The sequence below is a fragment of the Kocuria sp. CPCC 205263 genome (assembly GCF_040981075.1).
In the GTDB taxonomy this organism is placed as follows: domain Bacteria; phylum Actinomycetota; class Actinomycetes; order Actinomycetales; family Micrococcaceae; genus Kocuria; species Kocuria rosea.
This window is the reverse complement of record NZ_JAVKPV010000011.1, coordinates 86,252-102,464: the sequence shown is the minus strand read 5'-3', so window position 1 is coordinate 102,464 and position 16,213 is coordinate 86,252. Positions and strand designations below refer to the sequence as shown.

16 protein-coding genes and 1 pseudogene are annotated in these 16,213 nt (G+C 72.5%); 6 read left to right on the top strand and 11 right to left on the bottom strand.

The window, feature by feature from the left end:
- From RF647_RS15820 to uraD, 5 genes and pseudogenes are all read right to left on the bottom strand, one after another.
- Positions 1-1,628: pseudogene (locus tag RF647_RS15820) on the bottom strand (pyruvate dehydrogenase (acetyl-transferring), homodimeric type); the annotation flags it as partial.
- Between the two features lie 140 nt (positions 1,629-1,768).
- Positions 1,769-3,331, bottom strand: coding sequence for a nucleobase:cation symporter-2 family protein (locus RF647_RS15815; protein WP_368812564.1), 1,563 nt, complete (start codon positions 3,329-3,331; stop codon positions 1,769-1,771).
- A gap of 244 nt (positions 3,332-3,575) precedes the next feature.
- Positions 3,576-4,487: a factor-independent urate hydroxylase gene (pucL, locus tag RF647_RS15810; RefSeq protein WP_368812563.1), complete on the bottom strand. Its 912-nt coding sequence runs from the start codon at positions 4,485-4,487 to the stop codon at positions 3,576-3,578.
- Positions 4,488-4,566: 79 nt separating this feature from the next.
- Entirely contained in the window at positions 4,567-4,893 is a 327-nt protein-coding gene (gene uraH / locus RF647_RS15805) for a hydroxyisourate hydrolase (RefSeq protein ID WP_368812562.1), read from the bottom strand.
- The gene (uraD, locus tag RF647_RS15800; protein ID WP_368812561.1) at positions 4,890-5,387 is read right to left on the bottom strand and encodes a 2-oxo-4-hydroxy-4-carboxy-5-ureidoimidazoline decarboxylase; all 498 of its coding nucleotides are present in this window, start codon (positions 5,385-5,387) and stop codon (positions 4,890-4,892) included. The genes uraH and uraD overlap by 4 nt, the downstream gene beginning before the upstream one ends.
- Positions 5,388-5,589: 202 nt before the next feature.
- Here uraD and RF647_RS15795 point away from each other — a divergent pair, with 202 nt between their 5' ends.
- The 4 genes from RF647_RS15795 to pyk all read left to right on the top strand — a co-directional run bounded on the left by RF647_RS15795 (position 5,590) and on the right by pyk (position 8,787).
- Positions 5,590-6,372 (top strand): SDR family oxidoreductase, encoded by a 783-nt coding sequence (locus tag RF647_RS15795; protein WP_368812560.1) that lies wholly within the window; start codon positions 5,590-5,592, stop codon positions 6,370-6,372.
- 151 nt (positions 6,373-6,523) lie between these two features.
- A complete protein-coding gene (locus RF647_RS15790; protein WP_368797222.1) occupies positions 6,524-6,709 on the top strand; it encodes a hypothetical protein in 186 nt (61 codons plus the stop codon).
- 72 nt (positions 6,710-6,781) lie between these two features.
- Entirely contained in the window at positions 6,782-7,249 is a 468-nt protein-coding gene (locus RF647_RS15785) for a peroxiredoxin (RefSeq protein WP_368812559.1), read from the top strand.
- A gap of 92 nt (positions 7,250-7,341) precedes the next feature.
- Positions 7,342-8,787, top strand: a complete 1,446-nt coding sequence (gene pyk, locus RF647_RS15780) for a pyruvate kinase (RefSeq protein ID WP_368812558.1) — start codon at positions 7,342-7,344, stop codon at positions 8,785-8,787.
- A gap of 13 nt (positions 8,788-8,800) precedes the next feature.
- On the opposite strand, the gene RF647_RS15775 is transcribed toward pyk, so the two are convergent.
- Positions 8,801-9,625: a RibD family protein gene (locus RF647_RS15775; protein WP_368812557.1), complete on the bottom strand. Its 825-nt coding sequence runs from the start codon at positions 9,623-9,625 to the stop codon at positions 8,801-8,803.
- Positions 9,626-9,629: 4 nt separating this feature from the next.
- Positions 9,630-10,166 (bottom strand): hypothetical protein, encoded by a 537-nt coding sequence (locus RF647_RS15770; protein WP_368812556.1) that lies wholly within the window; start codon positions 10,164-10,166, stop codon positions 9,630-9,632.
- 169 nt (positions 10,167-10,335) lie between these two features.
- Here RF647_RS15770 and RF647_RS15765 point away from each other — a divergent pair, with 169 nt between their 5' ends.
- Positions 10,336-10,599: a DUF3072 domain-containing protein gene (locus RF647_RS15765; RefSeq protein WP_368812555.1), complete on the top strand. Its 264-nt coding sequence runs from the start codon at positions 10,336-10,338 to the stop codon at positions 10,597-10,599.
- 27 nt (positions 10,600-10,626) lie between these two features.
- A complete protein-coding gene (locus tag RF647_RS15760; RefSeq protein WP_368812554.1) occupies positions 10,627-11,658 on the top strand; it encodes an NAD-dependent epimerase/dehydratase family protein in 1,032 nt (343 codons plus the stop codon).
- Positions 11,659-11,706: 48 nt separating this feature from the next.
- Here the strand turns inward: RF647_RS15760 and RF647_RS15755 are convergent, their stop codons facing one another.
- The 4 genes from RF647_RS15755 to RF647_RS15740 all read right to left on the bottom strand — a co-directional run bounded on the left by RF647_RS15755 (position 11,707) and on the right by RF647_RS15740 (position 16,150).
- Positions 11,707-13,047, bottom strand: coding sequence for an MFS transporter (locus tag RF647_RS15755; protein ID WP_368812553.1), 1,341 nt, complete (start codon positions 13,045-13,047; stop codon positions 11,707-11,709).
- Positions 13,048-13,116: 69 nt separating this feature from the next.
- Positions 13,117-14,007, bottom strand: a complete 891-nt coding sequence (locus RF647_RS15750) for a hypothetical protein (RefSeq protein WP_368812552.1) — start codon at positions 14,005-14,007, stop codon at positions 13,117-13,119.
- Positions 14,004-14,708 (bottom strand): LuxR C-terminal-related transcriptional regulator, encoded by a 705-nt coding sequence (locus tag RF647_RS15745; RefSeq protein WP_368812551.1) that lies wholly within the window; start codon positions 14,706-14,708, stop codon positions 14,004-14,006. The genes RF647_RS15750 and RF647_RS15745 overlap by 4 nt, the downstream gene beginning before the upstream one ends.
- Complete coding sequence (locus RF647_RS15740; protein ID WP_368812550.1) at positions 14,708-16,150, bottom strand: histidine kinase; 1,443 nt, start codon at positions 16,148-16,150, stop codon at positions 14,708-14,710. Before RF647_RS15740 ends, RF647_RS15745 begins: the two co-directional genes overlap by 1 nt.
- Positions 16,151-16,213 lie beyond the last annotated feature (63 nt).

Below are 16,213 nucleotides of genomic sequence, written 5' to 3'. Positions count from 1 at the left end.
AAGAACGAGTCCATGCCGAAGGTGCGGGCCTCGTCGGGGACGATGGGCACGATCCGGTGGCCGAACTCCTTGGCCCGCATGAGATCCCTGAGGACGCGCACGAAGGCCATGGTGGTGGCCGCCATCTGCTTGCCCGAGCCCTTCTTCGCGGACCGGTAGGCGTCGTCCCCGGGCAGCGCCACAGGCGCGTGCCGGGCCCGGCGCGTCGGCAGGCCTCCACCGAGCTCCCTCCGGCGCTCCAACAGGTACCGGATCTCCGGGGCGTCGGGGCCGGGGTGGTAGTAGGGCGCGCCGTAGAGGTCGTCGGCGATCTGCTCGTCGGTGATCGGGATGCGCAGGTGGTCGCGGAAGGCCTTGAGGTCCTCCATGGTCAGCTTCTTCATCTGGTGGGTCGCGTTGCGCGCCTCGAAGGAGGCGCCCAGACCGTAGCCCTTCACCGTCATCGCGAGCACCACCGTGGGCTTGCCCCGGAACTCGGCGGCCGCCCGGTAGGCGGCATAAACCTTGCGGTAGTCGTGGCCGCCGCGCTTGAGGGCCCAGATCTCGTCGTCGGTCATGTCCGCGACGAGCTCCTTGGTCGTGGTGGACCGGCCGAAGAAGTGGTCACGGACGAACCCGCCGGACTCCGCCTTGAAGGTCTGGTAGTCCCCGTCGAGGGTCTCGTTCATGACCCGTACCAGCTCGCCGTTCGTGTCGGCCGCCAGCAGGGGGTCCCACTCCCGTCCCCACAGCACCTTGACCACGTTCCAGCCGGCGCCGCGGAAGAAGGCCTCGAGCTCCTGGACGATCTTGCCGTTGCCGCGCACCGGCCCGTCCAGGCGCTGCAGGTTGCAGTTGACGACGAACGTGAGGTTGTCGAGCTTGTCGTTGGCGGCCAGCTGCAGCAGGCCGCGCGACTCCGGCTCGTCCATCTCGCCGTCGCCCAGGAACGCCCACACGTGCTGCTCGGAGGTGTCCTTGATCCCGCGGTGGTGCAGGTAGCGGTTGAACTGCGCCTGGTAGATCGCGTTCATCGGGCCGATGCCCATGGACACGGTCGGGAACTGCCAGAAGTCGGGCATGGAGCGGGGGTGCGGGTAGGACGGGATGCCATCGCTGCCCTTGGACTTCTCCTGCCGGAAGCCGTCCAGCTGCTCCTCGGTGAGCCGGCCCTCCAGGAACGCCCGGGCGTACATGCCCGGGGAGGCGTGGCCCTGGAAGAAGACCTGGTCCCCGCCGCCGGGATGGTCGGGGCCGCGGAAGAAGTGGTTGAAGCCGACCTCGTAGAGGGTGGCCGCGCCGGCGTAGGTGGAGATGTGACCGCCCACGCCGATCTCGGGACGCTGGGCCCGGTGCACCATCACGGCGGCGTTCCAGCGCACCCAGCGGCGGTAGGTGCGCTCGATCTCCTCGTCGCCCGGGAACTCCGGCTCCTGGTCCACGGGGATCGTGTTGACGTAGTCCGTGGTGACCGTCGAGGCGGCCGAGACCCCGGACCCGGGTCGTGGTGCCGACGACTGCAGGAGGTACTGCGTCCGCTCCCGCACCTGCTTCTCGATGAGGTCCTCGAACGAACCCAGCCACTGCGCGGCTGCGGCCGATGTGCTGTCCGGGGCGTCGGGGGTCGGCCGGTTGCGGTGTTCAACCATGTGCTCAGGGGTCACGTCAACTCTTTCTCAGTGGTCATGGGTGGAGAAAGTCAGGGGTGGAGGAGAGACATGTCCGACCGGCCTCCTGCGGCGCCGGGATCCCCGGCGCCGCAGAAGACCGGTGGAGGTTCGCCGGCGGGTCAGTGCGCGGACGAGCCGCCGGGGCCGTCCTGGGGCTTGCAGACCCTGGTGTCGATGATCTCGCCGGCGGCGGTGACCACGGGGACCGGGTTGCCCTCGCAGTCCACGAGCTTGCCGTCCTTGACGGTGTCGCCCTCCTGCAGGTGGTCCTGCAGGTGCTCCAGGCTCTCGTAGCGCACGGCGCGCACCGGGGCGTTGGCGAACACGGAGCCTGTGCCCCGCGCCGGATTGCCGGCGCGGAACTCGTTGTAGAGCAGGTTCAGCAGCACCGCCATCACGGCGGCGGAGCTGATGCCGGAGTGGAAGATGGTCTCGAACCAGCCCGGGAAGTTCGCGTAGATCTCCGGGACGGCGATCGGCAGCATGCCGAAGCCGATGGAGGTGGCCACGATGATCAGGTTGGCGCCGTTCTTGTAGTCCACCTTGGCCAGGGTGCGGATGCCGGAGGCGGCCACGCTGCCGAAGAGCACGATGCCGGCCCCACCCAGCACGGGCGGCGGCACCGCCGCGACGACCCGGCCGAGGACGGGCAGCAGACCCAGGACCACCAGGATCACGCCGCCGGCCGTGACCACGAAGCGGCTCTTGACCCCGGTGATCGCCACGAGCCCGACGTTCTGGGCGAAGGCGCTCTGGGTGAAGCCGTTGAAGAGCGGGGCGACCGCCGAAGCCGCCATGTCGGCACGCAGACCGTCGGCGATGCGCTTCTTGTCGACCTTCGTGTCGACGATCTCGCCCACGGCGATGATGTCGGCGGTGGTCTCGGTGAGGATCACCAGCACCACGATGAACATGGAGAGGATGGCGGCCACCTCGAAGACCGGGGGCCCGAAGGCCAGCGGCTCCGGGAACGCGAAGATGTTGCCCTCGGCGACCTGGCTGAAGTCGGCCTTGCCGAGGACCGCGGCGAGCACCGTGCCCAGCACGAGCCCGATGAGGATGGACAGCCGGGAGATGACGGCGCTGCCCACCTTGGACAGCAGCAGGATGATCAGCAGGGTCGCCCCGGCCAGTCCGAGGTTGCCGACCGAGCCGTACTCGGGGGACTGGGCATTGCCGCCCATGGCCCAGCGGGCGGCCACCGGGAACAGCGTCAGCCCGATCGCGGTGATCACCACGCCCGTGACGACCGGTGGGAAGAAGCGCACGATGCTGGCGAAGAAGGGTGTGATGAGGAAGCCGAGGACCGCGGAGGCGATCACCGCGCCGAAGACGGCCTGGATGCCGCCGTCGCCCTGGGCGATCGCGGTCATGGTGGCGACGGAGGCGAAGGAGGTGCCCTGCACGAGAGGCAGCTGGGAGCCGAAGAACTTGATGCCGAAGGACTGCAGGACTGTGGCGAGTCCGCCCACGAAGAGGCAGGCCGCGATGAGCAGGCCCTGCTCCTGCGGGGTCACCCCGGCGACGCCGCCGATGATGAGCGGGGGTGCGATGATGCCGCCGTACATGGTGAGCACGTGCTGCAGTCCGTAGCCGAGGCTGCTGCCCACCCCGAGGTACTCGTCCTCCGGACGGGGTCGGGTGCGGGTGCTGGGCGGCTCGGCGGTGCGTGACCTGGCCATGGTGTTCTCCTAGGGATCCTGGTGACGGGAGAGGCCCGGGGCCGGCGAAGGGGCAGGACCGGGGCGGAGCGAGGAGGTGAAGAGAGGTGCGCGGTGCGCGGTGGTCGCGGCAGGAGTGCCGGACGGGCGGGCGGCGGTCGCGCCGGCCGCAGGAGGGTGTGGCCAGGGCCCGTCGTCGTCGTGCACGGCCGGCGACGACGGACCCCGGTGGCGCCGCCGTGGGCGGCGCCGGGTGGAGCGCAGCTCAGCAGAAGCCGGCGATGCCCATCCAGGCCTGCTCGTTCTCGGGCGCGCCCTTGCGCTGGATGGTGGCCTCGATCAGCCCGAACGGACGGTCCGCCGCGTAGTGTGTCTCGTTGTTGTTCGGCAGGTCGCAGAACCCGAGGTCGTAGACGAAGTGGTGCTTGTTCGGGCAGGAGAACTTGATCTCGTCGATCTCCGGGTGGGCCTCGATGACGGCCTTGCCCATGAGGTAGAGGGTCTCCTGCAGCGCCCGGGAGTAGTGGTCGGTGAACTTGGTCAGGATGATCTTCTTGACGTCCGCGTAGACGGCGTCGTAGTCCACGTCGGTGGTGTTGTACCGCCAGCGGGTGGCCACGTCCGTGGACATGATGCGGTCCTCGGTCTCGGGCAGCGTCGTGTACTTGTCCTTGGGATAGCCCGCGAAGCCGGACTCGGTCGACTTCAGGACCGTGAGGTCCTTGAATCCGGAGATGACGGTGCGGGACCCGCCCTCGGCCACGACCACCGCGGTGCGCACCTCGTCCTTGTTCTGCACGAAGCAGTGGTCGTGGTCGTCGATCCGGTTCCAGGCGTACTCCTGGGCGGCCCAGCGGCCTCCGGTGATCCACTCGAACTCGCCGGTGAAGTGGTCGGCGAGCTTGAGCAGGAGCTGCTCGGGCGACTCGATCCCGTACTGTTGCGCGAAGGCGAAGACGGTGTTCTTCTGCGTGTCGGTCGGCACGCAGTGGGCGTTGTCGCCCTCCGTGTGCACGGCCTCGAGGTCGCCGCGCAGCTGCGAGGTGACGACGAGATCACGGATCTCGTGCCGGTCGGTGGCGCGGTCGACGCGCACGACGTGGTTCTCGGCCTTGCCGTACTGGTTCTTGCCCAGGACGACGGTGTCCGTGGCCGTCCGGGTGGTGACGTCGGTCATGACGATTCTCCTTGGAGTGTGAGAAGTGCTCTCTGCTGCTCGGGGCGGTCGAAGACGGGCGGGCCCGTCAACTCCTGGGTCAACTGCCCCGGTAGGTGGAAAAGGCGAACGGGCTCAGCAGGAGCGGCACGTGGTAGTGCCTCTCCTCGGCCTGCACCGTGAAGTTCACCGTCACGAACGGGTAGAACGTCGGCTGGTTCCGGCCGGCGAAGTACTGCCCCGTGGCGAAGGTGATCCGGTAGTCGCCGGATTCCAGGGTCTCTGGGCCCAGTTCGGGCACGCGTCCGTCGGCGTTGGTCTCGGCTGTCGCGATGGGGGTGCCGTCGGCGGCCTCGAGGGCCACGGCGATCCCCTGGGCGGGGGTGCCGGTGACGGAGTCGAGGACGTGGGCGGTGACGTAGCTCATGGGGTGACGAGTCCTTCGAGTCGGAGGAGGGCGATCTGGCGCAGCTGGTCGGCGACCACGGCCTGCTCCGTCCCGGGGTCGTTGTCCATGCGGGCGGAGAGCTGGTCGAGGATCTCCTCGGGGGTGCGCCCGGCGGCGCGGATGAGGAACACCTGGCCGAAACGCTCCTCGTAGGCGAGGTTGCCCTCGCGCAGGCGCTGCTGGACGTCGGTGTCCGTGGGGTCGACCGCGGACTGCTCCGCTCGCGACAGCCCGGCCTCCGCGTGGTCGCCCTCGGCCCGCTCGCCGATGCGAGGGTGGTGGGACAGGGCTCTCTCGATCTCCTCGGCACTGAACGGTTTCGCGGCCGTCCGGGCCGTGCTGAGCAGGGCATCATGGTGGGCGTAGGGCCGGGCGTCGACCACGGCCTCCACCCAGCGCGGGATGTCGAGCGCCGGACGGACGACCTCGGCCGCCTGGGTCCTGTTGAGGGAGTTGAACGCGGTGAGCTTCATGGAGTGTGCCTGTCACCTCTCTGTATTCCGTAATGTGGAAGAAAACTTTCACTATGTATAGTGAACTGGCTCACAAGCTGGAAGTCAATAGTTTCATCCTCGTGTTACTGATTTTTTGCAGAGAGGTGCCGGGCTTGAAACTTCGGTTTCACTGCGGGGCAGGAGGGTTGCGGCCATGCCAAGGGAGTACGGAGGGAACGTTATGGATGGAGCAGGGGATCGGCACGGCGGTCCGGGTGCGGAGGAGAGGGTGGTCGTGGTGACGGGGGCCGGTTCGGGGATCGGCCGCGCGGTGGCGCGCGCCTTCCTGGCGGCCGGGTGGGTGGTGGTGCTCGCCGGCCGGCGGCGTGCCGCCCTGGTGGAGACCGCCGAGGGTGCACCCGGTGCCCGGATCGTCCCGGTGGATGTTGCCGACGCCGAGAGCGTGGCCTCGGCCTTCCAGGAGATCGAGCGGCTGACCGGGCGGATCGACGTGCTGTTCAACAACGCGGGCACCTTCGGGCCCCGCGGCGGGGCGGACGAGATCGATCCCGGGGAGTGGCAGCGCACCCTGCAGGTCAACCTGACCGGGACGTTCCTGTGCTCGGCACAGGCCGTCCGGGTCATGAAGCGGCAGCAGCCCCGAGGTGGGCGGATCATCAACAACGGCTCGATCTCCGCGCACGCGCCCCGGCCCCTGTCCGCGGCCTACACCGCGAGCAAGCACGCCGTCACCGGCCTCACCCGGTCCCTGGACCTGGACGGGCGCCCCTACGGCATCACCTGCGGGCAGATCGACATCGGCAACGCGGCCACGGAGCTGCTGACGGGCCTGGGCACGGACGGCGGCGCCCTGCAGGCCGACGGTACGCTGCGACCGGAGCCGAGCTTCCCCGTCGAGGAGGTGGGGCGAGCGGTGCTGATGATGGCCGAGCTGCCCGCCTCCGCCACGGTGAACTCGCTCGTGCTGACCGCCTCGGGGATGCCGTTCACCGGCCGCGGCTGACGGATCGGTGCCGCACTCCGCGCCGGGGGTCTCCGCGACGCTGCCTCCGAGGAGGCACCCGTTCTCGCGATCCCTCTTGACGAGCGCCCCAAGGGGTACTAATTTCATATTGTGGAAACTTAATTCCATAGTACGAATTCTGGAGGAACCCGTGAACCACACCGCGCCGTCACCCGCACCAGCGATCTTCTTCGACTACACCGCCATCGACTGCGACCCGGACCTCAGCCGCCCGCTGCACCGGCACCGGCGGACCGCACCGCTGTGGGCGCTCGCGGTGTCCTCGGCCTGCGTGGGCGCGATGGTGGGCCGCGTGGCCGCTCGACGCCTCCCGTAACCACGTCTTCCAGGAGCCGGAGCAGACCAGCGCGCCGGCTCGCTTCACCGATCCACCCCTTGAGGAGAACCCATGACCCAGCAGATCCGGACCGGCCGGCAGGCCCCCGACCTCGCACTGACCGACCACGAAGGACAGCAGGTTCGGCTCTCCGAGCTGCGCGACCACAAGGTGATCGTCTACTTCTATCCCAAGGCCTTCACCCCCGGCTGCACCTCGGAGGCGTGCGACTTCCGGGACAACCTCGCCTCGCTCCAGTACCTGGGCTACACCGTGCTCGGGGTCTCCGGGGACGACCCCGAGACCCTGTCCCGATTCGCCGAGGAGTACCACCTTCCCTACCGGCTGCTCTCCGATCCCGACGGTCAGGCCGCCCGGGCATGGAGTGCCTGGGGGGAGAAGACGGTCAACGGGGAGACCCGGACCGGCCCGCTCCGCTCGACCTTCGTCATCGAGCAGGACGGCACCGTGAGCTCCGCGGAGTACAACGTCCAGGCCGAGGGTCACGTCAAGAGTCTGCGGGACCGGCTGGGCGGCTGAGCCGCACCGGCCCGGAAGGAGCTTTGCGACGACGAGCGCGCCGAGCTGCCGGGTCCCTTCGTCCTCCCCTCGTGTCGACGACAGGACGTTCCATGAGACGAGCGAAGATCGTTGCCACCTTCGGCCCGGCCGTGGCCGGTCGTGATCGGACCCGGGCCCTTCTGGCGGCCGGGGTCGATGTGGCACGGCTGAACATGAGCCACGGCGACCACCGGGTCCACGACACCACCTACCTCGACATCCGGGCGGCCGCCGCCGAGCTGGGCCGCGAGGTGGGCGTCATGGCGGATCTGCAAGGACCGAAGATCCGGCTGGGCCGGTTCCGCGACGGCCCCCACCACCGGGCCGTCGGCGACCGGTTCACCATCACCGTCCGGGACGTCGCGGGAACCCGTGAGCTCTGCTCCACCACCTTCGCGGGCCTGCCCCGGGACGTCCGCGCCGGGGACGCGCTGCTGATCGACGACGGCAAGGTCGCCCTGCGGGCCGTCGAGGTCACCGAGCACGAGGTGGTCACCGAGGTGACGGTGCCCGGGGTGGTGTCGGACAACAAGGGCATCAACCTGCCCGGGATCCCGGTCGACGTTCCGGCGCTGTCGGACAAGGACGAGGACGACCTGCGCTGGGCCCTGCGCCGCGGAGTCGACTTCATCGCCCTGTCCTTCGTCCGCGACGCCTCCGACGCCGACCGCGTCCACGAGATCATGGACGAGGAGAGTCGGCGGGTCCCGGTGATCGCCAAGATCGAGAAGCCGCAGGCGGTGGACTCCCTGCACGAGATCATCGACGCGTTCGACGCCCTCATGGTGGCCCGCGGTGACCTGGGCGTGGAGCTGCCGCTGGAGCAGGTCCCGATCGTGCAGAAGCGCGCCATCGAGCTCGCCCGGCGCTGGGCCAAGCCCGTGATCGTCGCCACCCCGTTGCTCGAGTCGATGATCGACAGCCCCCGCCCCACCCGGGCCGAGGCCTCCGACTGCGCCAACGCGGTGCTCGACGGCGCCGACGCGGTCATGCTCTCCGGGGAGACCAGTGTGGGCGCCCACCCGGTGCTCGCGGTGCAGACGATGGCCCGCATCATCACCTCCACCGAGTCCCACGGACTGGAGCGCATCCCGCCCCTGGGCAGCGCACCCCGGACCCGCGGTGGGGCCATCACCCTGGGCGCGGTGGCGATCGCCGAACAGCTCGGGGCGCACTCCATCTGCACCTTCACGCAGACCGGGGACTCCGCCCGCCGGCTCTCCCGGCTGCGCCCGCTCCGGCCGGTCTACGCGTTCACCCCTGCCCCGGACGTCCGCAACCAGCTCACGCTGGCCTGGGGTGTGCACCCCGTTCTCGCCCCGGCGCCGGCGCACACCGAGGCCATGGCCGCCCACATCGACACCGCGCTGCTGGGGATGGAGCTGGCCGCGCCGGCCGACCTGGTGGTCATGTCGGCCGGCTCGCCTCCCGGGGTGCCCGGATCCACCAACCTCATCAGACTGCACCGGATCGGGGACGGGTCCGGCCACCCTGCCGATCCGTTGCCGGGGGCCTGAGCTCATCGAGCGCTCAGGCCCGGAAGGTCAGCTCGGTGCAGAGGTCGTCACCGAGCACGAAGCGGCGCACCGGGGCGCGCAGTGCCCCGGAGAGGTGGTCCGCGCCGGGGAACCGGATGCCGGGCACCCCGTCCCCGATGAGCATGGGCGCGGTGGTGAGGTAGAGACGGTGCAGCGTCCCGGCCGCGAGGAACCCGGAGACGGTGCGTCCGCCGCCCTCCACCAGCACCCGCCGCAGGCCCCGCCGGGCCAGCGCCTCGAGCACGGCCCGGGGTGCCAGCCCGTGCTCGCCCACGGGCACCCGCAGCACCGCGACGTGCGGTGCCGGCGCCGCGGGCGCGTCCGCGTCCTCGCCCACGACCCACAGCGTGGGCGCGGCGCCGTCCGTGAGCACGGCCGAGGTCAGCGGGGTGCGCGCCGAGGGGTCCAGGACCACCCGGGTGGGATGGGGGCCGGGCACGGCGCGGACGGTCAGTCGGCAGTCGTCGGCGACCACGGTGCCGACGCCCACGACCACGGCCTCCACGAGCGCCCGCAACCGGTGCAGGTGCTCCCGGTCCTCCGGGCCGGTCACGAACTCGGCGTGCCCGGTGCGCGAGGCGATGAACCCGTCCAGGCTCTGTCCCAGCTGGGCGAGGACGAGGGGGCCCCGGTGCGCCACGAGCGGTCCGTAGCGTTCGGCGAGCTCCGCTCCCGGCGGCGGCGCGGGGCCGGTCCGGCCGGCGAGCAGCGCCTTCCAGGCGGCGGGGGAGGCGTCCGGGGTGGCCGGGCCGGAGGAGTCGTCGTCCGCGGGCGGTGGGGCGGCCCCGGTGCCGGGGGGCGCGGAGCTGTCGGTCACGGGATCAGTCCCGGGCGAGGAACCGGTCCCGTGCCGTCTCCGCGGCGATGGCCCGCAGGCGATCGTACTGGTCGGCGGCTCCGGCCTCGAGGGTCCTCAGCTCCTCGGCGTCGAGGCGCGGCTCGGCGGGGGCGAGCTCCAGGAGCGTGGCCCACATGCTGCGCTTGGCGACCACCAGGGACTGCAGCATCTCGAGCTCACCGTGGGCGGCGATGCCGGTCCGCTCCCGGATCCGGCTCAGCGGATTGAGCCGGGAGGCGATGCCGGTGACGGTCCCGAGCCCCTTGGCCACCGTGCGCCGGCCGGAGCCCAGGCGGTCGATCATCGCCTCGAGGCGGCCGATGTCGTCCTTGATCTCGTCGACGAACGCCGCGAACCGGCCCTCGTAGGGGGTGCCGGCCCACGTGGTGGCCGCCTCGTCGAAGAGCCGCACCCCGGAGAGGGCCCCCATGTAGTGCCCGAGCATGTAGGCCTCGAGCTTGTCGGACCGGACTCCGGCGCCCGCGGCGCCGTTCGGGCCGGTGGACGGCTGCTCGCTCATCTGCTTCTCCTCGCTCGTGGGAAGGGCGTCGCCGGGGCCCAGCACGGATCTCCCCGGGGCCACCAGCCTACTGACTCCGTCCCCGTCGCGGCAGGAGCGGTGCGGCGGCACGGAATGCCGGGCTGCCGGCGGGGCGGAGACCATAAGGGATGTGACTATCATGGGGCGCATGACTGAGAACGCGAGCGGATTTCCGGACCCCGACGAGCAGCAGACCATCGGTGCCTCCAGCCCCGAGCCGGGCAGCGGGCTCGACCGCGACCCGGACGAGTGGGCCACCGGCGAGGAGCCGATGACCAGCGCGCAGCGCAGCTACCTCGACACCCTGGCCCGCGAGGCCGGCGAGGAGCTGCCGGCGGACCTCACCAAGGCCGAGGCGTCCAAGCACATCGACCGCCTGCAGGGCGAGAGCGGCAGGGTCCAGGACCAGTAGGTCCTGCACCGGCGGAGGGGGAGCATCGTGAAGATCGTCGTCCTGGGAGCCACGGGCAACGTGGGCACCGCGGTGCTCCGCCGGCTGCACGCCGCGCCGGAGGTCACCCGCATCGTCGGGGTCTCCCGCGAGGGGCCCGAGCGGGGCGGGGAGCCCTACGACGGCGTGGAGTGGCACACCGTCGACGTCGCCGCGAAGGAGTCCACCGCGGCGCTGGCGGAGATCATGGCCGGCGCGGACGCCGTGATCCACCTCGTGTGGCTCATCCGCCCGAACCGGGACTTCGCGCTGATGCACGAGACGAACGTGGACGGCCTCGTCCACGTGCTCGACGCCGTGGTGCTCGCCGGCGTGCCCCAGATCGTCTACCCCTCCTCGCTCGGCGCCTACAGCCCCGGCCCCAAGGACCGGGCCGTGGACGAGTCCTGGCCGGTCGGCGGGGTCGAGACCTCGCACTACAACGTGCAGAAGGCCGAGACGGAGGCGCTGCTCAACCGGTTCGAGGAGGCCCACCCCGGGATCGTGGTGACCCGGCTGCGGCCCGGCTTCCTGTTCCAGGCGGACGCCGCCCCCGAGATCGGGGACTACTTCTTCGGCGCCCTCGTGCCCAGGAAGCTCATCGCCCGGTTGCGCCTGCCTGTGCTGCCGTTCCCCGAGAAGTTCCGCTTCCAGACGCTGCACACCGACGACGTCGCGGACGCGTTCTGGCGGGTCATCCAGCACCGGGCCGGCGGGGCGTTCAACGTCGCCGCCGAGCCGGTGCTCGGCGCGGACGGCGTGGCGCAGGTGCTCGGCGCCCGGCGCGTGCTGCCCGTGCCGCCGGCCCTGGTCCGCGCGCTCGTGGCGATCACCTACCGGCTGCGGCTGCAGCCCACCGACCCCGGCTGGATCGACCTCGCCGGCGCCGTGCCGATCATGGACACCACGCGGATCCGCGAGGTCACCGGCTGGTCGGAGACCGTGAGCTCGCTCGAGGCGCTGCGGGAGCTCGTCGACCATCTGGACGGCCGGGAGGGCCTGGGCAACAGGGAGCACCGGCCACGGTCGCCGCTGGTCTGACCGCGCCGGTCCCGCCGGACGGGTCCGTGGTGCCGGACGTCCCGCGGGTCAGCGGTCCCGGTGCCGGAGCACGGCCAGCACCGCGCTGATCAGGACCATGGCGCAGGCCGCGCCGACCGCGGCGGCGAACGCGCCCCGGTGCCCGGCGGTCTCGGCCAGGAGACCGGCCGACGCCGCGCCCACGGCGGAGCCGAGGACCACGCCGCTCGCGAGCATCGTCATGACGGTGCCCAGCCGCTCCGGCCGGGCGACGTCCCCGCCGATGGTGTAGATCGTGACCATGGCGGGCCCCAGCGGCAGGCCGGCGAGCAGCAGCACCACGAGCATGGACCCGATCCCGCTCGGCAGCAGGAACAGCAGGCTCAGGGCGGCCATGGCGCCGGAGCTGACCAGCCAGCGGGAGGCGGGCGGGAAGCGCTGCGGCCACCACGCCACCGACAGGGCCGCGGCCGCCGAGCTGATGCCGAGCACGGCGTAGAGCAGACCGGTCGCGCTCTGGATGCCGAACTCGCCGCCGAAGGCGTTGAGACCGTTCTGCACGGCGCCGAAGAACGCGCCCATGGCCACCATCCCCAGGACGGGGAGCAGCACGAGGAGCCGTTCGCGGCCGGTGACGGGACGGGCCGCCGCCCGGCGCCGGTCCTCCCGTGAGACGGCCGGGACCGCCAGGCGCGTGGGGTGCACGGCGAAGGTCGTGACCATGGTGAGGGTCAGGGCGGCCGCGAGGACGAAGGAGGACCAGGGGGCGACCAGGGAGGCCAGAACACCCACCAGGGCCGGGCCGAGCACGAAGGTCAGCTCGTCGGCGGTGGACTCGTAGGACAGGGCGGTGTCCAGCTCGCGCCGGTTCCCGCCGACCAGGCCGCGCCACCGCACCCGGGCCAGCGGGCCGACCTGGGGGCAGGTGGCGCCCACGAGCAGGGACGCGCCGACGAGCAGCGGCACGGCCGGGGCGTCCGGGCCCGCGGGGGCGTAGGCGGTGACCAGCAGCAGCGCGATGGCCACGGCGTGGGCGAGGGCGGAGACCAGCAGCACGGACCGCTGGCCCAGGCGGTCGGCGAGGTGGCCCATCAGGGGCCCGCCCAGCGCCGAGCCGACCCCGACGGCGCCGGCGGCCAGCCCTCCGACGACGTAGGAGCCGCTGACGGCGGTGGCGAGGGTGAGCGCCCCGACGGTGAGCATGGCCAGGGGCAGGCGGGCCGCGAAGGCGATCGGCAGGAAGTCGCGCCCGGCGAGCTGCACGAGCCGGGCGTACCGGCCGCCGGACGAGGGCGTCGTCCGGCGGCCGGTGTCGTGCGGGGCGGCCGCGGGGTGCTCCGCGGCGGGGGCCGGGGCGGCGGGCACGCGGGCCGCGCGCTCGGCCGTTGAAGGGGTGGTCAGAGGGTTCACAGGGGTCCTCGGAGGATGTGCGCACCGTCCCCCCTCCCGGTGCGCCCGACCCGGACAACAGGGTCCAGTCTACCGCGCGGACGCCCCGCTGCCAGGGGTGACGGACCGGCCGCCGTAGGTGATCTCCGCCGCGCCCACGGCCGAGGCCACGTACAGGCAGGGGCGGTCGTCGGGGACGGCGGTGCAGACCGTGGCCGCCGTCAGGTCCTCGGGGTCGCGGTCGTCCGCGCCGGCCACCGCGGGGGTCCACCAGTCGGCGTCCGGGACCGCGGCCTCGACGGCCCCCGCCCGGGTGGTGACGGCCACGCGCCGCGGGGCCTCGCCGACGAGCCGGACCTCGGTGGCCCCGACCTCGGTGTGCACGTCCAGGTCCTCGCGCACCCGGATCCCGTCGAGGTCCACGGCGCCGACCTCGGAGGACGCCCACAGGGTGCGGGCGCTGCCGCTCGCCCCGATGACGCCGGCCTCCGTGTCGAGCCGGACGTCGCCGAAGTCGCCCTCGACGCTCAGGGCGCCGGCGTCCCCGGAGAGCCGCAGGTCCACGGGCTCGTCCCCGGCGGGGACGGTGATCCGCACGTGCATCCCGCTGCCGGCGCCCGGCCAGGAGCGCAACGGGAGGGCGTCGATGCTCAGCCTGCCGTCCTCGACCCGGGGCTCGGGGGCGCTCTCGAGCCGGAACCCGGCGTACACGGACTCCACCCGCAGGTCGGGGACGTCGGCCGTCACGACCTCGACGACCGCCGACCGGCCGTCAACCACGACCGTGTCCACGGACTCGGTCACGGTGGTGTCCACCCGGTGCTCCTGGACGGACAGGGACGCGGCAGCGGTCGCGCCGCCGGCGCCCAGCAGGAGGAGGGCGCCGATGCCGCCGAGCACGGCGGTGGGGATGAGCCAGGCCGTGCGTTCGTTGTCGCTGAGGACGTCCTGGGCGGCGGGGTGCTCGGGGTGGGTGCTCATGGCCGGTGCTCCTGGTGGGACGGGTGGGCGGACGGGGTGTGGCCGGGCCCGGGGTCGGGGTAGCCGAGGTAGCGCAGGACCGCGCGGACGCGGCGGTTGCCGCCGTCCTCGTGGGCGAGGCCCAGCTTGGTGAACACGGAGCGGATGTGCTTCTCCACCGAGGACTCGGTGAGGAAGAGGTTCGCGGCGACCGAGGCGTTGGAGAGCCCCTGGGCCATGAGCCCGAGCACCTCGTGCTCCCGCGGGGAGAGGAGCTCCAGGTCCTGGCGGTGCCGCGAGCGCACGAGCAGCTGGGAGACGACCTCCGGGTCCAGGACGGTGCCGCCCGCACCCACGGTCTCCACGGACTCGAGGAACTGGTCGACGTCCGCGACCCGGTCCTTGAGCAGGTACCCCAGCCCGTCCCGGCGGGACGCGATGAGCTCCGAGGCGTAGCGCTCCTCGACGTACTGCGAGAGCACGAGCACCGCGATCCGCGGGTGCTGGGAGCGGACGAGGACGGCGGCGCGGATGCCCTCGTCCGTGAACGTCGGCGGCAGCCGCACGTCCACGAGGGCGAAGTCCGGCTCGTGCTCCTCGACGGCCCGGAGCAGGTCCTCCGCGGTGTCGACGTCGGCGACCACCTCGTGGCCGGCCTCGGTGAGCAGGCGGACGAGGCCCGCGCGCAGGAGGACGGCGTCCTCGGCGATGACGATGCGCATCAGGATCCCGCCCCCCGGGCGACCGGCAGCTCGACGGTCAGCTCGGTCGGCCCGCCCGCGGGGGAGTCGAGGAAGAAGTGCCCGCCCGCGGAGCGGATCCGGTCGGCGATCCCGGACAGGCCGCCGCCCGGGACCACCACGGCGCCGCCGCGGCCGTCGTCGGCGATCCGGGCGACCACGCGGGTGCCCCCCGCGGGATCGGTCTCGAGGCCCACCCGCACCGACGCGGCGCCGGCCTGGGCGTGCTTGACGATGTTGGCGATGCCCTCGGAGACCGCGAAGTACACGGCGGCCTCGGTCTCCGGCGCCAGCCGCGGCACCCGCACGTCCACGGCGACCGGGACGGGGGACTGGGCGGCCACGGCGGAGAGGGCGGCGTCGAGGCCACGGTCCTCCAGGACCGCCGGGTGGAAGCCCCGGGCCAGGCGGCGCAGCTCGGCGATCGCGGCCTTGGTGGTGGCGTGCGCCTCCCCGATGAGGTCTTTGGCCCCGGCGGGGTCGTGGTCGATCCGGCGCTGGGCCATCGACAGGTTCATGGCCACGGACACGAGCTGGGGCTGCACGCCGTCGTGCAGGTCCCGTTCGATCCGGGAGCGCTCGGTGCGGGCGCCGCGGACGGCGGTCTCGCGGGCGGCCGCGGCCTCGGCGGCCCGGCGGCGCAGCTCCGCCGCCTCGTCCACCCGGAGCAGCAGCCGGGACAGGCCCCGGTGCGCGGCCACGGCGAGGACCACGACGAGCAGCCCGAGGAGGGCCAGGGTGATCCCGGTCAGGACCACGGCCCAGTCCGGCCACGTCCCGACCACCTCGGAGGGCCAGAGCGGGTTGTTCGGCGCCGCGTAGAGCGGCGCGAAGGCCAGGGCGACGGCGGCGCCGGTGCCGGCCAGGGCCGCCACGGCGACCCAGCCCAGGACCGTGGTGAGGAGCAGGTGCAGCAGTCCCGTCCAGAACGCGGCGTCGGAGACGTCCAGCCACCACTGGTGGACGATCCGCCAGCCGTCGGTGCGGGGAGAGCGGCGCCGGCGCGGGGCGGGCAGGTGCAGCCCGAACGCCGCCTGCGTGCGGCGGCGCTCGACCCACTCGATCCCGCGGACCGCGTAGATCGCGGCCACGAGCAGGACCACGCCCACCAGGGCGGCGAGCGAGGCGAAACCGGCGGAGACCAGGGAGACGAGGGCCGTCAGCCACAGCGTGCCGAGCGCGGCGTCCACCACGAGGTCGGTGGTGCCGAAGAACAGGGTCCTGGGGGACCACGGTCCCCACTCCCGGGACCGGGCCCCGGCGGCGGGCCCCGCGGGCCGGGAACCGCCCGCGGGGCGGGGGGCGTCGTCCGGGGTCCCACGACCGGTGCCGGGGGCGTCGCCGGGGCTCCCGGTGCCGGGATCGGTGCCGGGGCTGCCCCACGGTACGGGTGGAAGGGGTCGGGTCTCGTGCGGTGTGCTCATGCCCTCACGCTACGGTCGCGGGGGTCGTCGCCACAGCGACGTTCTCCACCTGGTGCGCCTGCG